We start from the raw sequence: 16,302 nt of genomic DNA on the forward strand, positions 1-16,302 counted from the left end.
AACCCGTGACGGTTATGTCGCGATCGCGCTCGCCGCAATGTTGACCGTCAACGCCAGCAACGCGGTGTTGTAGATGAAGGACACGATGCCGTGCGCGGTGGCGGTGCGGCGGATGGTCTTGTCGGTGATGCCGACGTCGGAGACCTGCGCGGTCATGCCGATCACGAAAGAGAAATAGACGAAGTCCCAATAGTCGGCGTGGTCTTCCTTGTCGCCGCTCGGGAACTGCAGTCCGCCGGGCGGATGGCGGTAATAGTCATGGGCGTAGTGCAGTGCGAAGGTCGTGTGCACGGCGGCCCAGGACAGCGCGATGGTGGTGATGGCGATGGTGAGCTCCGCGGCGCCACGGTGCGGGGTGCCGAGCTCGGAGACGATTGCCGCGATGCTGGCGAACGCGCCGATCGCCGTCACCAGCAGGATCACGAAGCGGCCGTCGTCCTGCATCGCAGCCGCACGGCGGATGTGCTGGTGGTCGTTACACAGCATCATCGTGTAGACCAGCACGAGATAGACCGCGATCAGCGCATCCCAGCCGAACAACAGTCGCGTCACCAGCCGGTGCGAACCGGGGACGAGCAGGCAAACGAGGACGCCGACGGCAAGCGAGATGAAGGTCCGCGGCCGCGCGTAAATCAGCCGCATCGGCCGCGACATCTGACGGAAGCGGGCGAGGACGGGATCTTCTTTTTCCATGCAGATCGTCCAGTGAGGCTTGAGCGGCATCGAAGGCGCTCCCTCCCCCGCTTGCGAGGGTAGGGGAGAGGGTGTCTCCGCAAGCAAGAACCCCCAAGGGGAGAGAGCCCTCACCCGCGCCTTCGGCGCGACCTCTCCCGCAAGCGGGAGAGGTGAAAACCCAAGGTCAGTTCTTCCGTTCGGCAACGAACCGCGCGGCGGCCTGCAGCACGGCGGCGCGATCGCCGAAGATCGAGACGGCGCCGTCCGCGCGCGCGAGCAGATCGCGCACGCGCTGCTTGGCGCCATCGATCCCGAGCTGGGTGACGAAGGTGGTCTTGCCAAGCGCCGCATCGGCCCCGGCCGGCTTGCCGAGCGCGGCCGCATCGCCTTCAACGTCGAGCAGATCGTCGGCGATCTGGAAGGCTTCGCCGAGTGCACGACCGTAATCATCGAGCGCCTGGTATTCCGCACTCGAAGCCTGGCCGAGGATCGCGCCGGCGATGCAGCCATAGCGCAGGAGCGCGCCGGTCTTCATCTGCTGAATGCGAGCGACATCGATCGGTTCGTTGCCGCCAAAGCGGCCTTCGCCGGCGAGATCGAGGATCTGGCCGCCGACCATGCCGCCGATGCCGGCGCAGCGCGCCAGCGCGCGCGTCAGCAGCAGCCGCACATTGGCGTCGCGATGGATCTCGTCGCGGGTGACGATGTCGAAGGCGAGCGTGAGCAAGCCGTCGCCGGCGAGGATCGCGGTCGCATCGTCGGTCTGCTTGTGCAGGGTGGGGCGGCCGCGGCGCAGGTCCGAATTGTCCATCGCGGGCAGATCGTCATGGATCAGCGAGTAGCAGTGAATACACTCGAGCGCGGCACCCACGAGCAGCGCGGCCTCGCGCGGCACGCCGAACACGGTGGCGCTCTCGACCACCAGGAACGGCCGCAGACGCTTGCCGCCATTCAGGCTCGAATAGCGCATTGCGTCCATCAGTCGCTTGGGCCGGGCGATCTCATCGTGCAGGATATCATCCGACAGCAGGCGGCCGAGCAGGGCCTCGGTGTCATCAGCGGTCTTGTCCAGACGTTTGGCGAAATCGGACGGGGACGTGCCGGTCATCAAGAAAGGCTCCAGAACTAAAATTCGGCGGGACAATCCTTTATGCGCCCGCCCCAGTCAATCGTTTGGAAGGCCTAAAAAGTGCTGGAAAAGGCCCGAATTATCACAGACTTAATGGCGGGATTCGCGGCCACGTTCATTTCGCGCCGGAAAGTTCGATTTGCGCATCGTTAAAATCCTGCTGGCAGCGTTCGCGATCGTGGTTCTCGCGCCCTACCTGATCGCACCGTTCTATCGCACGGGGCATCCGGTTTCGACGCTGATGGCCTGGCGCTCGCTGACGGGCGCGCCGATGCATCGGGAATGGATCGATCTGGCGACGATGTCGCCCTATGTACCGCGGTCGGTGGTGGCGGCCGAGGACGCCCATTTCTGCAAGCATCACGGCATCGACTGGGGCGCGCTACGCGAGGCCATCGACGATGCCCAGGAGGACGGTACGCCGTTCCGCGGCGCCTCCACCATCACCCAGCAGGTGGCGAAAAATCTCTTCCTCTGGCAGGGCCGGGATTTCGTCCGCAAGGCGCTGGAGTTTCCGCTGGCGCTCTGGATCGATTTCGTCCTGCCCAAGCACCGGATCCTGGAAATCTACCTCAACATCGCCGAGCTCGGCCCCCAGGGCCAGTTTGGCGTGGAGGCGGCCAGCGCCTATGCTTTCGGCAAGTCGGCCGCCAACCTGCCCCCCCGGGAAGCCGCCCTTTTGGCCTCGATCCTGCCGAATCCGGTCAAACGCAGCGCCAGGACCCCGGGACCGGGCGTTCGGCGGCTGGCCGGGACCTATGTGGCGAGGGGGCAGGCCCCCTCGCTTTTGACCTGTTGGCGGGAAAATCGCTGATTTCTGGCCCTTTTCGGGCAGATTTTCCGGTCCAAGAGCCTAGCTTTACGGCCAACCTTCCTCTATAAGCCCGGCCTTGATTGGCATTCAGCTCGCCTCGCATTGCGGGTGCTGAGCCGTCCCTCCGCGGACGATGCCCGGATGAACACCAATCCCTAGAGGATATTGAAATGGCCGTTCCGAGAAGAAAAACCTCGCCGTCGCGCCGTGGCATGCGCCGCTCGGCAGACGCCATCAAGAAGCCGACCTATGTGGAAGACAAGGACTCCGGCGAGCTCCGTCGTCCGCACCATCTCGACCTCAAGACCGGCATGTACAAGGGCCGTCAGGTCCTGAAGAAGAAAGAGTCCTAAGGTTTAGGACCTTTCTCCGGGCAGGATGATTTGACCTGCCTGATTTCGGCCAACCCATGAGATATGACAGTGACGGCGGCGGAGCAGATGCTTCGCCGCCGCATTGTCCTGCCCGGACATCTTGATCGAGAAGGCGCTTTGCCGATGGTCGGTTTCCCGCTGCTTCTGATTCCGCTCGCGGTGTACAACATCATCGCCTTCCTGATGCCGAGCGTGTCCTTTTCGGACGTGCTGTTCAAGGTGCCGATGGTGTCAGGGGAGGCCTGGCCGGTCACGCTGGCCGATCTGCTGCTGGCGCTTGGCGTGCTGCTGTTGCTGCTGGAAGTGGTCAAGGGCGCGCGGCCCGGCGCGAAATTCCTGATGGATCATCTGCTGTCGCTGATCATCTTCGGCGCGGCCGCGGCCGAATTCGTGATGTGGCCCAAATTCGGCAATTCCACCTACTTCCTGCTTGTGCTGCTTGCGATGGCCGACTTGTTCGGTGGCATTGCCCAACGTGCACGCCGCCGCATCACTTATGTTGCTGCCGAGACGGTCGCGGTGCCGCGCAAGGCGAAACGCCAGGCCGAGGCGCCGCCGCCAGCGACGGTGTTCGAGCCGAAGCTCGATCCGGTGCCTGCACCGCAGCCCGAGCCGCCGGCGCACTCGGCGCAATCGGTTGCCGAATCCGTTTTGATGGATCCCCCGGCGCCGAAGCCGGTCCAGGGCATCGCGCCATCGCCGGAAATTCCCTCGCCGCATTTGCAGCCGGGCAACGGCACGCCGTCCTCGCCCGAAGAGCCGCGCTGAGCTTGCCGCGATGCCGGTGCGCTCCCTCGCCCGCTTGCGGGAGAGGTGAAGAGGAGTTACCGCGCTGAGGGCCTTACGCCACCTGACGCGTGCGTGAAGTGACGCTCGGAAGCGGGCGCTTGTGTCCATAGGCGAGGTATGCGTCCTCGGACGAGCCGCGGCGCAGCCGGCTTGCCTGGGGCAGGTGCTCGGCATTGGCGATCAGCTGGGTGACGAAGCTCGGATCGGGGCGTGTCAGAGGCATCTTGCGGATCAACTGCAAAACCGGCGTCAACGGTACCAGCGCGGTACTCGCCTCCCGCGTTGCCTCTTCGATTTGATCCTCATTCACCATCGCAACACCGCTGATCCGGTCGAACTGGCGCGATTTGGGACGCTGGCGCCGGTGCATGTGATGGTCTCGCAAGGCCTATGCCGGACGAGCCTATTCCGTTCCGCCGAGTTCGGGAACGTGGTTTCCAAATTGTTTATGAACTTTGCATAGGGTCTGAGGCGAATCTGGCCGTATCCTGTGCCGGCTTAGGACTCCCCGCTGTCCCGAAACGAGGCGCTTTTGACCCCTGCATTGCCGCAAGCCTCCGAAATCCTGGCCGCCCTCGGCCAAGCCGTTTTCGTCTGGGATCTTTCCAGCGACGCCATCGTCTGGGGTGAGCAGGCCGGCGCGATTTTCCCCGGCATTCCCGCCGAGCGGCTTGCGACCGGCGCGGAGTTCGCCAAGCTGATCGAGCCTGCGCAAACGCTGCGGAGCGCCGCGCTGGCGCAGACATCCGCCGTGCACGGCGCCGACGGCACGCCCTACCGGGTCGAATATGGCGTGCGCATGAGCGCCTCCGATCCCGTGGTCTGGGTCGAGGAGACCGGCCGCTGGTTCGCCGGCGCCGACGGTCGCCCAATGCGTGCGCTCGGCTCCGTCCGTATCAACAATGAGCGGCACGCCCGCGACGAGGAATTGACGAAGCTTGCGCGGCTCGACCCGCTCACCGGCGAGCTCAATCGCTCTCATCTGATCGCGGCGCTGGCCGAAGCGATCGAGGAGACGAGCCGCTTCCGCTCGACCGCGGCCTTCATGCTGGTCGGCATCGATCATCTCGCCCGCGTCAACGACGCCTTCGGTTTCGACGTCGCCGACGCCGTGATCCTCGACGTCGCCCAGCGCATTCGCGCGCGCTTGCGCGGTGGTGACGTGCTCGGCCGTTTCTCCGGCAACAAGTTCGGCCTGATCCTGAAGAACTGTACCGTGGACGACATGAACGTCGCCGCCGAACGCTTCCTCACCGGCATCCGTGACGAGGTGGTGCCGACCAAGTCCGGTCCGGTATCCGTCACCGTCTCGATCGGCGCGGTCAGCCTGCCGCGCTATGCCCGCAATACCGACGAGGCCATCAACCGCGCCCACGAGACGCTGGACGCCGCCAAGCGCCGCCGCGCCGGTTCGTTCGCCGCGTGGCGTCCGAACGCCGAGCGCGACGCGCAGCGCCGCGTCAACATCCGCGTCACCGACGAGATCGTCACCGCGCTGAACGAGCGCCGCATCAAGCTCGCGTACGAGCCGGTGGTTTCGGCTGCCACGCGCGAGGGCGCGTTCCACGAATGCCTCGTGCGGATGGACCAGGGCGACGGCCAGGTGCTGCTCGCGCCGGATATCGTGCCGGTCGCCGAGCGGCTCGGCCTCATCCGCCTCGTCGATCATCGCGTGCTCGAGCTGGTGGTGGCCGAGCTCGCGGCGGCGCCCGACATCCGCCTCAGCCTCAACATCTCGCCTGATACGACGATGGACCCGGACTGGTGGGCGGGAATCGAATCGCTGATGCGCGCCCATCCCGGCGTCGCCGAGCGGCTGATCGTGGAGATTACCGAGACGGTCGCGATCCAGGACATCGACGACGTTCGCGCCTTCGTCAGCCGCCTCAAGAATTTCGGCAGCCGCATCGCCATCGACGATTTCGGCGCCGGCTACACCTCGTTCCGCAATCTGCGCAAGCTCGGCGTCGATATCGTCAAGATCGACGGCGCCTTCGTGCAGAACATCACCCGTTCTGCCGATGACCGCGCCTTCGTGCAGACCCTGATCGACCTCGCCCGCCGGCTCGACATCAAGACCGTCGCCGAATGGGTGCAGGACGAGGAAGCAGCAGGCATGCTGCGCGACTGGGGCTGTGATTACATCCAGGGCCGCCTGATCGGGTTGGCGTCAGCCGAGCGCCCGTGGGGCGCGCCACCGGACAGCGCGCTGCCCGCGGCAAGCTGAGAAGCCGTAGGGTGGGCGAAGGCGCACTTGCGCCGTGCCCACGATTCTCTCGGCGAATGCACAGAAATGGTGGCACGCTTCGCTTTGCCGCCCTGCGATAGTGTTCGTCGGCGCGGCCCTCCCGTTCATTGCTTCGCTGCGCTCGCAATGACGATGTGGTGACTACGCCACGCAAATGCCTGCTACCGCGACCTTCTGAAACAGATGCGGACTTGCGACGGCGGATGCGGGGTAGATCGCGATCTTCGCGCGGAATTCCGGGTGGGTGAACGCCGCGCGGAAATGCGCATTGGATTCCCAGACCGCGTAATTGAGATAGGTCGGACTGTCGCCGACGGCGCGGTGAAGCTGGGTCGAGATGAAGCCGGGCTGCCGTTTCATGAAAGCGGCGTCGTCCTGCCAGCTCGTCAGGAAGCTCTGTTCGTCCGCGGCATCGAGCGTGAACAGATTGACCAGCACCACGGGGCCGGTCTCGAGTGCGATCTGGCGGTCGATCGGGAAGCTCGGGTCGAGCGGGCGCATCTGGGGCATGGCATTACTCCTCGCGATTTGGTATTATCATGTCAATTGGACAATACATTACATATAGGTTTGACATGATGATGTCAATACGGAGCGGTGATTACAAATGAGCAAAGCCAGGCGAACCCCAGCGGGTGAGGCCCTGACCGGCCTCATCCTCGACCTGTTCCGGGCCAATGGCCTGCTCCTGACTGCTGGCGACCGGCTGGTCGCCTCGCTCGGCCTCACCAGCGCGCGCTGGCAGATCCTGGGGGCGATCGTCGATGCCGAACGTTCGGAGCCGGTAGCGTGGCTGGCGCGCAATCTCGGAGCCAACCGCCAGAACGTGCAGCGGATCGTCAACGACCTCGAGCGGGATGGCCTCGTCGCATTCGAGACCAACCCGCATCACCGCCGGGCGCAGCTCGTGGTGCTCACCGACAAGGGCCGGCAGGTCTACGATGCCGCCGGACGCTTGCAGGTGCCGTGGGTCAATGGTCTGGCGGATGGCTTGTCAGTGAAAGACATTGAGGCGACCCATCGCCTGATCAGCGTTCTGCGCGACCGGCTTGAAGGAACCGGCGAGGGCTGATCGCCCGTGGGGCGCACCGCCGGGCAGCGCGCTGCCTGCGGCAAGCCGAGAATCCGGTTTAGAATCAACCCCGTTCTACTGTGCATGGGGTTGTTTTCGCAGAAGTTCATGAGGCGAGAAGAAACCTCACGCCACGCGGCGAACGGCGTTGAGCGTCTCGATGGTCAGGCCCACCTCGGCCGCCGGGCAGGGCTTGCCGAAATAAAAGCCCTGCACCGCGGTGCAGCCGCATTCGCGCACGAAGTCGAGCTGCTCCACCGTCTCGACGCCTTCCGCCGTGGTCTCGACGCCGAGCACCGAGCCGAGGCTCGCGATGGTGCGGACGATGGCGACGCTCTCCGGGCTTTCGCCGAGCGTGCCGACGAAGGAGCGGTCGATCTTGATGCGGTCGAACGGAAACTTGCGCAAGTAACTCAGCGACGAATAGCCGACACCGAAATCGTCGAGGCTGACGCGCACGCCGAGGGCGCGGAGCTGATGCAGGATCCCGATCGTGGCTTCGCTGTCGTCGAGCAGCGCCGTCTCGGTGACCTCGAGCTCGAGCCGCTGCGGCAGCAGGCCGGCTTCCGCCAGCGCGCTCGTGACCATCGCCACCAGCCCGCGCGAGCGGAACTGCACCGGCGACAAGTTCACGGCGACCGTGACATCCGGCCATGCTGCAGCTGTGGCGCAGGCCGTGCGCAGCACCCATTCGCCGATCGGAACGATCAGCCCGTTCTCTTCGGCGATCGGAATGAACTCGGCCGGCGAGACGAGGCCGCGCGAGGGATGCTTCCAGCGCAGCAGCGCCTCGAAGCCGGTGAGCTCGGTGGTGTCGAGCCGCACCTGCGGCTGAAACACCAGATGGAATTGGTTGGCTTCCAGCGCGCCGCGCAGATCGTGCTCGACCGCGTGCCGGCTGCGCGCTTGTTCCTCCATCTCGGGCTCGAACAGCTGATATGCGCCGCGCCCCTTGGCCTTGGCCTGGTAGAGCGCAAGGTCGGCGCATTTCATCAGCTCGTCGGCATCCAACCCGTGATCGGGCGCGATTGCGATACCGATGGAGGCGCCGACATGGATGGACTGGCTTTCCAGCGGCGGCGGGTGTCCGATGATCTCGACCAGGCGTCTTGCAAGCCGCTCTGCCGATTGCGGCTGCGGTCCGCGCTGGAGCACGGCGAACTCGTCGCCGCCGAGGCGCGCGACGGTGTCGTGCTCGCCGACATTCTCCCTCAACCGTGCCGCGACCCAGCGCAGCAATCGGTCGCCGGCGGCATGTCCGAGCCGGTCGTTGACGGTCTTGAAATTGTCGAGGTCGAAGCACAGCACGGCCATGGCGCCGCCGGCGATCGCGACCTGGTTCAGCCCTTCGCTCATCTTCTCGCGGAACAGCGTACGGTTGGGCAGGTCGGTGAGCGAGTCGTGCTGCGCCATGTGCGCGACGCGCGCCTGGGCCTTGTGGCGCTCGGTGACGTCTTCGTAGGTGACGACCCAGCCGCCATGCACCATCCGCTTATGGTTGAGCTTGATGATGCGGCCGTCGCTCAAATGGCGGTGCAGCGTGTGCTCGCCCTCGCGCAGCCGCTCGACGTAGTCGGCATAGAGCCTGGCGCCGGTCATGTTCGGATGGATGCCGAGCGAGCAGCTGTGCTCCATGATCTCGCGCATTGAAATGCCCGGCTTCACGATGTCGGGCGACAGCCCGTACATCTCGATGTAGCGGCGGTTGCAGACGATCACGTGCAGGCTCGCATCGAGCATGCACAAGCCCTGGCTCATATTGTTCAGCGCCGCATCGAAGCGGCGATACTGCTCGCTCAATTCCTCGACGGCGCGTTCGCGCTCGGTAATGTCCTCATAGGTGGCGACGAAGCCGCCCTCGGGCAGCGCGCAATAGCGCACCGAGATCATCGTGTCGTTGATCATGCGCCGGCGCATCGGCGAGGAATCGTTGTTCTCGATCCGGGCGCGGGCAGCTTCCAGGATCTGCTGCGGGCTGTATTCGGAGGCGAAGGCGCCGTTGGCCATCGACCGCTCGATCAGCTCGGAGAGATGCGTGCCCGGCTTGCTCTCCTCCGGCGACAGCCGATAGATCTTCTGATAGGTGGAGTTGCAGATGCGGAGGCGCATGTCGCCGTCGTAGAAGGCGAGCCCATGCGCCATGTTTTCGAGCGCGGCATCCAGCATGAGGTTTTGCTGCTTCAGCGTCTCTTCGTGCTGCAACCGCGCGGTGACGTCCTCGTGCACGGTGACCCAGCCGCCATCGGGCATGAAGCGGGATACGGCCTGCACTTTTCGACCGTCATGGCATGTCACGAGAATGGTCTTCGGGCTTCTCGTCCGGATGTCGTTGGTCCGGGCATCGCGGAACGCGTCTCCGGACATCGCCGCTCGGTTGCCGCGTGACAGCCAATGATCGATGGCCGCGCCGTGGGCGATGCCGGGCTTCACCACGTTCGGGTCGAGATTGTAGAGTTGCAGGAAGCGCTCGTTGCAGACGACGACACGCCCGCCGGCGTCATACATGATGAGGCCGTGCGACATGTGGGCGAGCGCGTGCTGGCTGCGCTCTGTCTGCAGTTGCAGCTCGGCCTCGAGGCGGGCGAGGCGGCTGACATCGTCGCAGATCGTCATCCAGCCGCCGCCGGGAAGCGGCTTCAGTTCGAGCGTGATGACAAGGCCGTTTGGGAGTGTCTGTCGCGTCTGGAACGGCTCGCCGGCCGCAATCAACGCGATCCGCGAAGCGTAGAGCGCATCGAGCTCGCCCGCCGGGATATTCCCGCGTGCCACGCTGTGGGCGAGCACGTCGCGGTAGCTCGTTCCGAGCCTGACGATATCGGCCGACATGTCGAATAGCGTCAGGTAGCGCGCGTTGACCAGCACGATGCGATTGTCGGCGTCGTAGACGCAAACGCCCTGCTCCATGCCGTCGAGTGCAAGCTGGCTCAGTGAGAGCAGGGCCTGTTGGCCTTGCTCGCGGCACGCACCGAGCTCGTTGTCGCGGGTCGACGTCATGGGATCAGCGGGATCTCGGCGGCAATAGACTTAACGCAACGTAATTCAGCCACGGAGCGTAGCGAAGAGGCGGGAAAATTCCCTTAAGCGCCGTAGTTTACGGAGGGTGACTGGCGATGGAGAGCGAGTGCACGAACCGCTGGCCCACAGAGCGATAGCAGGGCTCAACGCCTACGGCCCGTACAACACGAGTTCCGTATCAGTGAGATCGGCCAGCCGTGGGCGATGCGGACCCTTGAAATATTTGCGGCCGCGTCGCTCGGTATAAATACCGACAAGGCCGGGGATGGGCTCGTTGGAATCGACCAACACCGAGATCTTGCCGAGCCGCAGCAACAACCGGCCGATGCGGCCGGCGCAGGCGGCGTATTCGGCGGCGTTGCGGCAGTAGATCAGCTGCATCGCCGGCGGTGCGATGAAACCGCGCCGGATCCGCACCGGTTGCAGGATGAAGGGGAAGACGCCCTTCGGCGTGCGGCAGACCAGGCTGAGGCAATTATAGCGCGCATGCCGTGTCAGCAACTCGGTCTCGGCCTCGGACAGGCCCTCGATCTGCTTGGTGTGTGGGGAGATGACTTCGATCTTGCTCCAGCGCGGAGCGCGCGACAGGGCCGGCACCGAGACGAACAGGCCGCGGCAATAGGCGCGAAAACCCTGCGTCTCGATGAGCGGCCAGGTCCACGGAGCCGGGCTGATGTTGAGATAAGTCACGTGCTTGTGCCGCTGCGCGATCTTGGTCAGCAGCGGCGCATAATTGCGGTAGGCCGGCTCGACATACCAGCTCGACAAATTGCACTGGATGGCGGTCTCCTCGCCATCCCTGCGCGCGGTGTAGATCAGGAGCAGTACGCCGACCGGTTCGCCGTCATTGTCGAGCATGTAGCCGAAGCGCGGATAGCCATCCGGCACCGGCCGGAAGGCCTGCCGGCGCAGACCCTGGATCCAGTAGCTGTGCGACCGGCCAACGAAGCCGCGCGTCAGCAAGTCCGCGATGGCTTCAACATCGGACTCGGTAATCTCGCGACATCGGACCTTGGTATGGATCACGCTCGTCTTGCCCGTGGAAATGGTCGGCCTCTTACCTTAGCGCCAGCCTTCGCCGTGAGCGTCCACCGCGACGTGCGGCATGCCCAGAATGTCCCGCACCTTGGCGGGCCAGGCGGAGAGATCCGTGCCGTGGGTGTGGAACATGGCGACGGCCAGGCGATCCATGCCGAAGGCGACGCAGCCGGTGTGCGCGGGCTCGCCATTGGCGTCCTGGATACCCCAGGTCGTGCCGAAATGTTCGCGATGATAGTTGAAGCTCATGCAAGCTGTCGGCTGCTCTTCCGAGCGTAGTGGGATCAGGAGCTCGAACTTGAGCTGCTGCTGCTTCTGGCTCACCGCCTTCATCTGGCCGACGCGGCCGAAGAAGGGATCGCTGGCATAATCGACGCGGAAGGTCAGGCCGAGATCGGTCGCGATCGCCTGCGCGCGCACCATCCAGCGCTCGCGGAAATCGGCGACGTCATCGGGGGTGCCGATGCAGACATATTCGCGCATCCGGAACGATTGCAGCCGGTCGAGATGCTTCGAGGGCTCGCGGCGGAAGCAGTCGGCGGCGACGTCGAAGCGCAGGCCGCCCTTCGGCAATTGGCCACGGCTCGCCGCGATCGGGTACACGGGATAGCAGGCAGCCGGCGACAGCACGAGATCGGCGGGCGAGAGCGACGAAGTCCAGTCGCCGCCGGCATCGAAGCGGCTCACCGCAGCGTTGATCTCGCGTTCGGTGCCGTGCAGGCCGCAGACGCAGCCGAGCAGATTCGGAAAGCTCTTGAGATAGCCGGACTTTTCCAGCTGCGCCCGGCTCATCACCGGCGGAAAGCGCATCACCTCGGTGCCGGCTTCGCGGTTGCCGGTGATCAGCGCGGCGAGCTTCTCGACGACGCCCTCATAGAGCGCGGTGCGGGCGTAGACGCCGTCCGAGCCCATGCGGTGGAACAGCTTGTCGGCGAGATGATCGAGCGGGTCGACAATTTCTGGCGCGGTTTCGGGTGAGTTAGGGAGGACGGCAATGTTCATGGGATGATGTCCTGCTATCTGAAAATTGTTCTTATTGGTTTAGTCACGAAGGCTCGTCGGCACGCCGCTCATCAGCGTCGAGGTGGCGGCGTTGGCCAGAATACGGTCGTTGTTGATCATGATCGGCGACGACAGCACGTCGCGCAGATGGCGGCCCATGGTGAACTCGCCGTCGTTGCGATAGCCGGAGAGGCCAGCGGTGCGCATCGCATGCATCACGGTCTCGACCGCGAGCTCGGAGGCTTGCACCTTGAGAAGGGTGATCGAGGACTGGAAATCGAGCGAGCCGAGCGCGCGCTCGTCATGTTCGGCGCGGGCGAAAGCGTCGATATTGGCTGATATCAGCGCGCGCAGCTTCGCCAGCGACATCTTCGCAGCCGTGAAGTGCGCGGCCGCCGGCGGCATCTGACCACCGGAGCTGCGGGCCGCCTTGCGGACGAAAGCCTGCGCGCGCGTGACGGAGGCAGCGGCAATACCGGCCCAGGCCGACGACCAGCACAGATGTGCGAACGGCGTCATGGTCTGAGCGTGGATCTTGTCATAGGCTTCCGGGAAGACGCGGTCGGCGGGACAATCGACCTTCAGCTCGAAGCCGGTCGAGCAGGTGCCGCGCATGCCGAGCGTTTCCCAGCCTTGCGTCTGCTTCAACGAATAATCGTCCTTGGCGAGCGCCAGCAGCACCTGGTCGGAAGCCGCGGCCTCAGTGGCGCGGCGGGCGATGGTGACGAGGCCGTCTGCCTCGGCGCCGTATGAGATCACGGTGGCGTCGCGCACCAGTGAGACGGTGTCGCCGGCGTGGTCGACGGCTGCCGCGCTGGCGCGGATGTTGCCGCCGTTCTGGCCTTCGGTGGTGGAGGAAGCGAGCAGCCACTGGTCGCGGGCGACCCGGCGCATCATGGTTTCCATCCACGGGATGCCGTGACCGTGCCTGACGACGCAGGCGACCTTGGTGGTGTGCATGGCATAGATCATCGCGGTCGAGGCGCAGGCGCGCCCGAGCGTGTAGCAGATGTCGGTGACATCGTGGATCGAGGCGCCAAGGCCGCCGAACTCGGCCGGGATCATGACGCCGAGTAATTTCTGCTCACGGGCAACTTCGAAAGCCTTGTGGGGGAAGCGGGCGTCGCGGTCGACCCCGTCTGCGTCCGTCGCTGCCGCAGCGGCGGTTCGCGCGGCGCGCTCGATCAGGGATGGACCCTGCTCGAGGAAGCTCGTCTGCGTTTCGTCGACAGTGAGGACCGCTTCACGCACGTTCATACTCGTCCGCCTCCGGTTTGTCGTTCAGGATCGCCGGCCATCATTCGCGATGCCGCTCGAAGCGATCCTCCGACCATCTTTGCTTGTGGGACGAGGCTACGGATTTAATTCAAATTCGTCGATGAAATAGAGGGTAAACGAACTGCAATTCCGGACGAACAGTTAAGGTCCGGTTGTTTGCATCCTCCGAATTTCGACGGTCACGTTAGGGATCTGGAAGAAGTCCGAATTTCCGACAATCTGAGTCATCGTTTACTAAGAAGCATGAAGTAATGGTCACGCCCATTGTAGGATCGGCCCGTCGCGGCCATCGTACGGGGCGACAGGTCCGACCTCGATAGACAGATGGGAATTTAACCATGCAGGCCTTCCACACCGACGTGCGTGATCGCATCATCAAGCTGGTGAAGGGCATCCTCGAACAGAATTCGCTCATCACCGATGTCACGCCGTCGACGAAGCTCGTCGATGCCGGCCTGACCTCGATGGACATGGTCAATCTGATGCTGGGCGTCGAAGCCGAGTTCGACTTCACCATTCCGCAGTCCGAGATCACGCCGGAGAATTTCAAGTCCGTCGAGACGCTGGAGCGCATGGTCGCGACCCAGCTGAAGCTGGCGGCCGCGGCTTAGTCGCGTAGTCGTCCCGGCGTAGGCCGGGACCCATACCCCGCGATCCGTCGGCCGCGGATGGTAGCAGTACCGAACGACTGATCTTCGCCAAATTACTCCCTATGGCAATGGGTCCCGGCCTTCGCCGGGACGACACTGAGTATCTAGCCAGCGCTTTACGTCCCTCACAGCACGCCCCCGTTCCAAAACCGCCGCAAAACTGGCATAGCTTAACCATGTCGCAGGTCGCGGACAGGGTGGAGCAGGCATGACGCAGGCGGTATTGGGCATCATCGGCGGCTCGGGCATCTACGATTTGCCGGGTCTCGAGGGCGCGCACGAAGAGGTGATCAAGAGCCCCTGGGGCGAGCCGTCGGCGCCGGTGCGGCGCGGGACCATTGCCGGCCTGCCGATCGTGTTCCTGCCGCGTCACGACAAGGGCCACCGGCTGTCGCCTTCCGACATCAACTATCGCGCCAATATCGACGTGCTGAAGCGCGCCGGCGTGACCGATCTGATTTCACTCTCGGCCTGCGGGTCCTTCAAGGAAGAGATGCCGCCCGGCACCTTCGTGCTCGTCGACCAGTTCGTCGACCGGACCCACAAGCGGGAGAGCTCGTTCTTCGGCAAGGGCTGTGTGGCGCATGTGTCGATGGCGCATCCCGTCTCGCCGCGGCTGCGGATTCATCTGGCCGCGGCGGCCGAGGTCGAGGGCATCGCGATCGCGCGCGGCGGCACCTATGTCTGCATGGAGGGGCCGCAATTCTCTACCTATGCGGAGAGCATGACGTACAAGACGCTTGGTTACTCCGTGATCGGCATGACCAACATGCCCGAGGCGAAACTCGCCCGTGAGGCCGAGATCTGTTACGCGACGGTCGCAATGGTGACCGACTTCGATTGCTGGCACCCCGATCACGACGCCGTCACCGTGCAGGACATCATCCGCGTGCTGACCTCAAATGCCGACAAGGCCAAGGCGCTGGTGGCGCGGCTGGCCAAGGATTTTCCGCGCGAGCACGAGCCGTGCCCCATAGGCTCGGATCGTGCGCTCGACACCGCGCTGATCACTGCGCCCGAGGCGCGCGATCCCGAACTCTTGAAGAAGCTCGATGCGGTCGCCGGGCGCATCCTGCGTGCTTGAGATGAAAGGCGGAATGCCATGAAGGTCGACGGAAAGCATTTCCGCAGCATCTGGCGCGAGCGCGACGGCTGGTCGGTCGGCGCGATCGACCAACGCAGGCTGCCGCATGAGTTCATCGTTGCGAAGCTCACCTCGTGCGGGGATGCCGCGGTTGCGATCCGCGACATGCTGGTGCGCGGTGCACCGCTGATCGGCGCCACTGCGGCGTACGGCATGGCGCTGGCGATGCGCGAGGATGCCTCAGACGCAGGCATGAAACGCGCCTACGACACGCTGATCGTCACGCGGCCGACCGCGATCAATCTGAAGTGGGCGCTGGACGAGATGCGCGCGGCACTCGCCCCGATCGATCCGATCGAGCGGGCCGAGGCCGCCTATGCGCGTGCCGACGAGATTGTCGAGCAGGACGTCGAGATCAACCGCGGCATTGCGGCCAACGGCCTGCCGTTGATCGAGGCGATCGTGGCCAGGAAGAAGCCGGGCGAGACGGTCAACGTGCTGACCCATTGCAACGCCGGCTGGCTCGCCACCGTCGACTGGGGCACCGCGACCGCGCCGATCTATCTGGCGCATGAACGTGGCATCAAGATTCATGTCTGGGTCGACGAGACCCGCCCGCGCAATCAGGGCGCTTCGCTTACCGCCTGGGAGCTCGGTCACCACGGCGTGCCGCACACGGTGATTCCCGACAACACCGGGGGTCATCTGATGCAGCACGGCATGGTTGATCTCGCCATCGTCGGCACCGACCGCGTGGCCGCCAATGGTGATGTCTGCAACAAGATCGGCACCTATCTGAAGGCGCTTGCCGCGCACGACAACGGCGTGCCGTTCTATGTCGCGCTGCCATCGCCGACGATCGATTTCGCCGTCAACGACGGCATTCGCGACATTCCGATCGAGCAGCGCAGCGGCGCAGAGGTCACTGACATGACGGGTCGTACCGCGGACGGACGGCTGGAGACGGTGCGCATTGTGGCGGAGGGCTCGCCAGTCGCGAACTACGCGTTTGATGTGACCCCGGCAAGGCTGGTGACTGGCCTGATCACTGAGCGCGGTGTGCTGAAGCCGGATCGTACCTCGCTTGCTGCTGCGTTTCCTGAGCGCATCGCTACTGCGGCGGAGTAGCGCTCA

At 64.6% G+C, this 16,302-nt stretch carries 16 protein-coding genes; 8 read left to right on the top strand and 8 right to left on the bottom strand.

The window, feature by feature from the left end:
- Positions 1–12 precede the first annotated feature (12 nt).
- Together JQ587_RS02740 and JQ587_RS02745 are read right to left on the bottom strand one after the other, a co-directional pair.
- The gene (locus JQ587_RS02740) at positions 13–723 is read right to left on the bottom strand and encodes a DUF1345 domain-containing protein (protein ID WP_249149120.1); all 711 of its coding nucleotides are present in this window, start codon (positions 721–723) and stop codon (positions 13–15) included.
- A 136-nt stretch (positions 724–859) separates the two neighbouring features.
- Positions 860–1,783 carry a polyprenyl synthetase family protein gene (locus tag JQ587_RS02745; RefSeq protein WP_212303302.1) on the bottom strand — a complete coding sequence of 308 codons (924 nt, stop codon included), beginning with the start codon at positions 1,781–1,783 and terminating at the stop codon, positions 860–862.
- 160 nt (positions 1,784–1,943) lie between these two features.
- Between JQ587_RS02745 and mtgA the strand changes: the two genes are divergently transcribed.
- The 3 genes from mtgA (at position 1,944) to JQ587_RS02760 (ending at position 3,760) form a co-directional block, all read left to right on the top strand.
- Positions 1,944–2,618 carry a monofunctional biosynthetic peptidoglycan transglycosylase gene (mtgA, locus tag JQ587_RS02750; protein ID WP_212424342.1) on the top strand — a complete coding sequence of 225 codons (675 nt, stop codon included), beginning with the start codon at positions 1,944–1,946 and terminating at the stop codon, positions 2,616–2,618.
- Between the two features lie 170 nt (positions 2,619–2,788).
- Positions 2,789–2,971 carry a 50S ribosomal protein L32 gene (gene rpmF, locus JQ587_RS02755; RefSeq protein ID WP_007598106.1) on the top strand — a complete coding sequence of 61 codons (183 nt, stop codon included), beginning with the start codon at positions 2,789–2,791 and terminating at the stop codon, positions 2,969–2,971.
- Positions 2,972–3,115: 144 nt separating this feature from the next.
- The gene (locus tag JQ587_RS02760; RefSeq protein ID WP_212303304.1) at positions 3,116–3,760 is read left to right on the top strand and encodes a hypothetical protein; all 645 of its coding nucleotides are present in this window, start codon (positions 3,116–3,118) and stop codon (positions 3,758–3,760) included.
- Positions 3,761–3,833: 73 nt separating this feature from the next.
- Here JQ587_RS02760 and JQ587_RS02765 read toward each other — a convergent pair whose 3' ends face one another.
- A complete protein-coding gene (locus JQ587_RS02765; protein WP_212303413.1) occupies positions 3,834–4,094 on the bottom strand; it encodes a hypothetical protein in 261 nt (86 codons plus the stop codon).
- A gap of 219 nt (positions 4,095–4,313) precedes the next feature.
- Between JQ587_RS02765 and JQ587_RS02770 the strand changes: the two genes are divergently transcribed.
- Complete coding sequence (locus tag JQ587_RS02770; protein WP_212303305.1) at positions 4,314–6,008, top strand: bifunctional diguanylate cyclase/phosphodiesterase; 1,695 nt, start codon at positions 4,314–4,316, stop codon at positions 6,006–6,008.
- A gap of 162 nt (positions 6,009–6,170) precedes the next feature.
- Here JQ587_RS02770 and JQ587_RS02775 read toward each other — a convergent pair whose 3' ends face one another.
- Complete coding sequence (locus JQ587_RS02775) at positions 6,171–6,539, bottom strand: antibiotic biosynthesis monooxygenase family protein (protein WP_212303306.1); 369 nt, start codon at positions 6,537–6,539, stop codon at positions 6,171–6,173.
- Positions 6,540–6,636: 97 nt separating this feature from the next.
- Here JQ587_RS02775 and JQ587_RS02780 point away from each other — a divergent pair, with 97 nt between their 5' ends.
- Positions 6,637–7,101, top strand: a complete 465-nt coding sequence (locus JQ587_RS02780; RefSeq protein WP_212303307.1) for a MarR family winged helix-turn-helix transcriptional regulator — start codon at positions 6,637–6,639, stop codon at positions 7,099–7,101.
- Between the two features lie 126 nt (positions 7,102–7,227).
- Here JQ587_RS02780 and JQ587_RS02785 read toward each other — a convergent pair whose 3' ends face one another.
- The 4 genes from JQ587_RS02785 to JQ587_RS02800 all read right to left on the bottom strand — a co-directional run bounded on the left by JQ587_RS02785 (position 7,228) and on the right by JQ587_RS02800 (position 13,413).
- Positions 7,228–10,095: a PAS-domain containing protein gene (locus JQ587_RS02785; RefSeq protein ID WP_212424343.1), complete on the bottom strand. Its 2,868-nt coding sequence runs from the start codon at positions 10,093–10,095 to the stop codon at positions 7,228–7,230.
- 171 nt (positions 10,096–10,266) lie between these two features.
- Positions 10,267–11,142, bottom strand: a complete 876-nt coding sequence (locus JQ587_RS02790; protein WP_212424344.1) for a GNAT family N-acetyltransferase — start codon at positions 11,140–11,142, stop codon at positions 10,267–10,269.
- A 36-nt stretch (positions 11,143–11,178) separates the two neighbouring features.
- Positions 11,179–12,156: an amino acid--[acyl-carrier-protein] ligase gene (locus JQ587_RS02795; RefSeq protein WP_212424345.1), complete on the bottom strand. Its 978-nt coding sequence runs from the start codon at positions 12,154–12,156 to the stop codon at positions 11,179–11,181.
- A 39-nt stretch (positions 12,157–12,195) separates the two neighbouring features.
- Positions 12,196–13,413 (bottom strand): acyl-CoA dehydrogenase family protein, encoded by a 1,218-nt coding sequence (locus tag JQ587_RS02800; RefSeq protein ID WP_212303311.1) that lies wholly within the window; start codon positions 13,411–13,413, stop codon positions 12,196–12,198.
- A gap of 359 nt (positions 13,414–13,772) precedes the next feature.
- Here JQ587_RS02800 and JQ587_RS02805 point away from each other — a divergent pair, with 359 nt between their 5' ends.
- The 3 genes from JQ587_RS02805 to mtnA all read left to right on the top strand — a co-directional run bounded on the left by JQ587_RS02805 (position 13,773) and on the right by mtnA (position 16,296).
- The gene (locus tag JQ587_RS02805) at positions 13,773–14,045 is read left to right on the top strand and encodes a phosphopantetheine-binding protein (RefSeq protein ID WP_212424346.1); all 273 of its coding nucleotides are present in this window, start codon (positions 13,773–13,775) and stop codon (positions 14,043–14,045) included.
- A 247-nt stretch (positions 14,046–14,292) separates the two neighbouring features.
- Positions 14,293–15,168, top strand: a complete 876-nt coding sequence (locus tag JQ587_RS02810; protein WP_212303313.1) for an S-methyl-5'-thioadenosine phosphorylase — start codon at positions 14,293–14,295, stop codon at positions 15,166–15,168.
- Positions 15,169–15,186: 18 nt separating this feature from the next.
- Positions 15,187–16,296 carry an S-methyl-5-thioribose-1-phosphate isomerase gene (gene mtnA, locus JQ587_RS02815; protein ID WP_212303314.1) on the top strand — a complete coding sequence of 370 codons (1,110 nt, stop codon included), beginning with the start codon at positions 15,187–15,189 and terminating at the stop codon, positions 16,294–16,296.
- Positions 16,297–16,302: the final 6 nt, after the last annotated feature.

Origin of the sequence: Bradyrhizobium manausense, from assembly GCF_018130615.1 — a bacterium.
Taxonomy (GTDB): Bacteria; Pseudomonadota; Alphaproteobacteria; order Rhizobiales; family Xanthobacteraceae; genus Bradyrhizobium; species Bradyrhizobium manausense_A.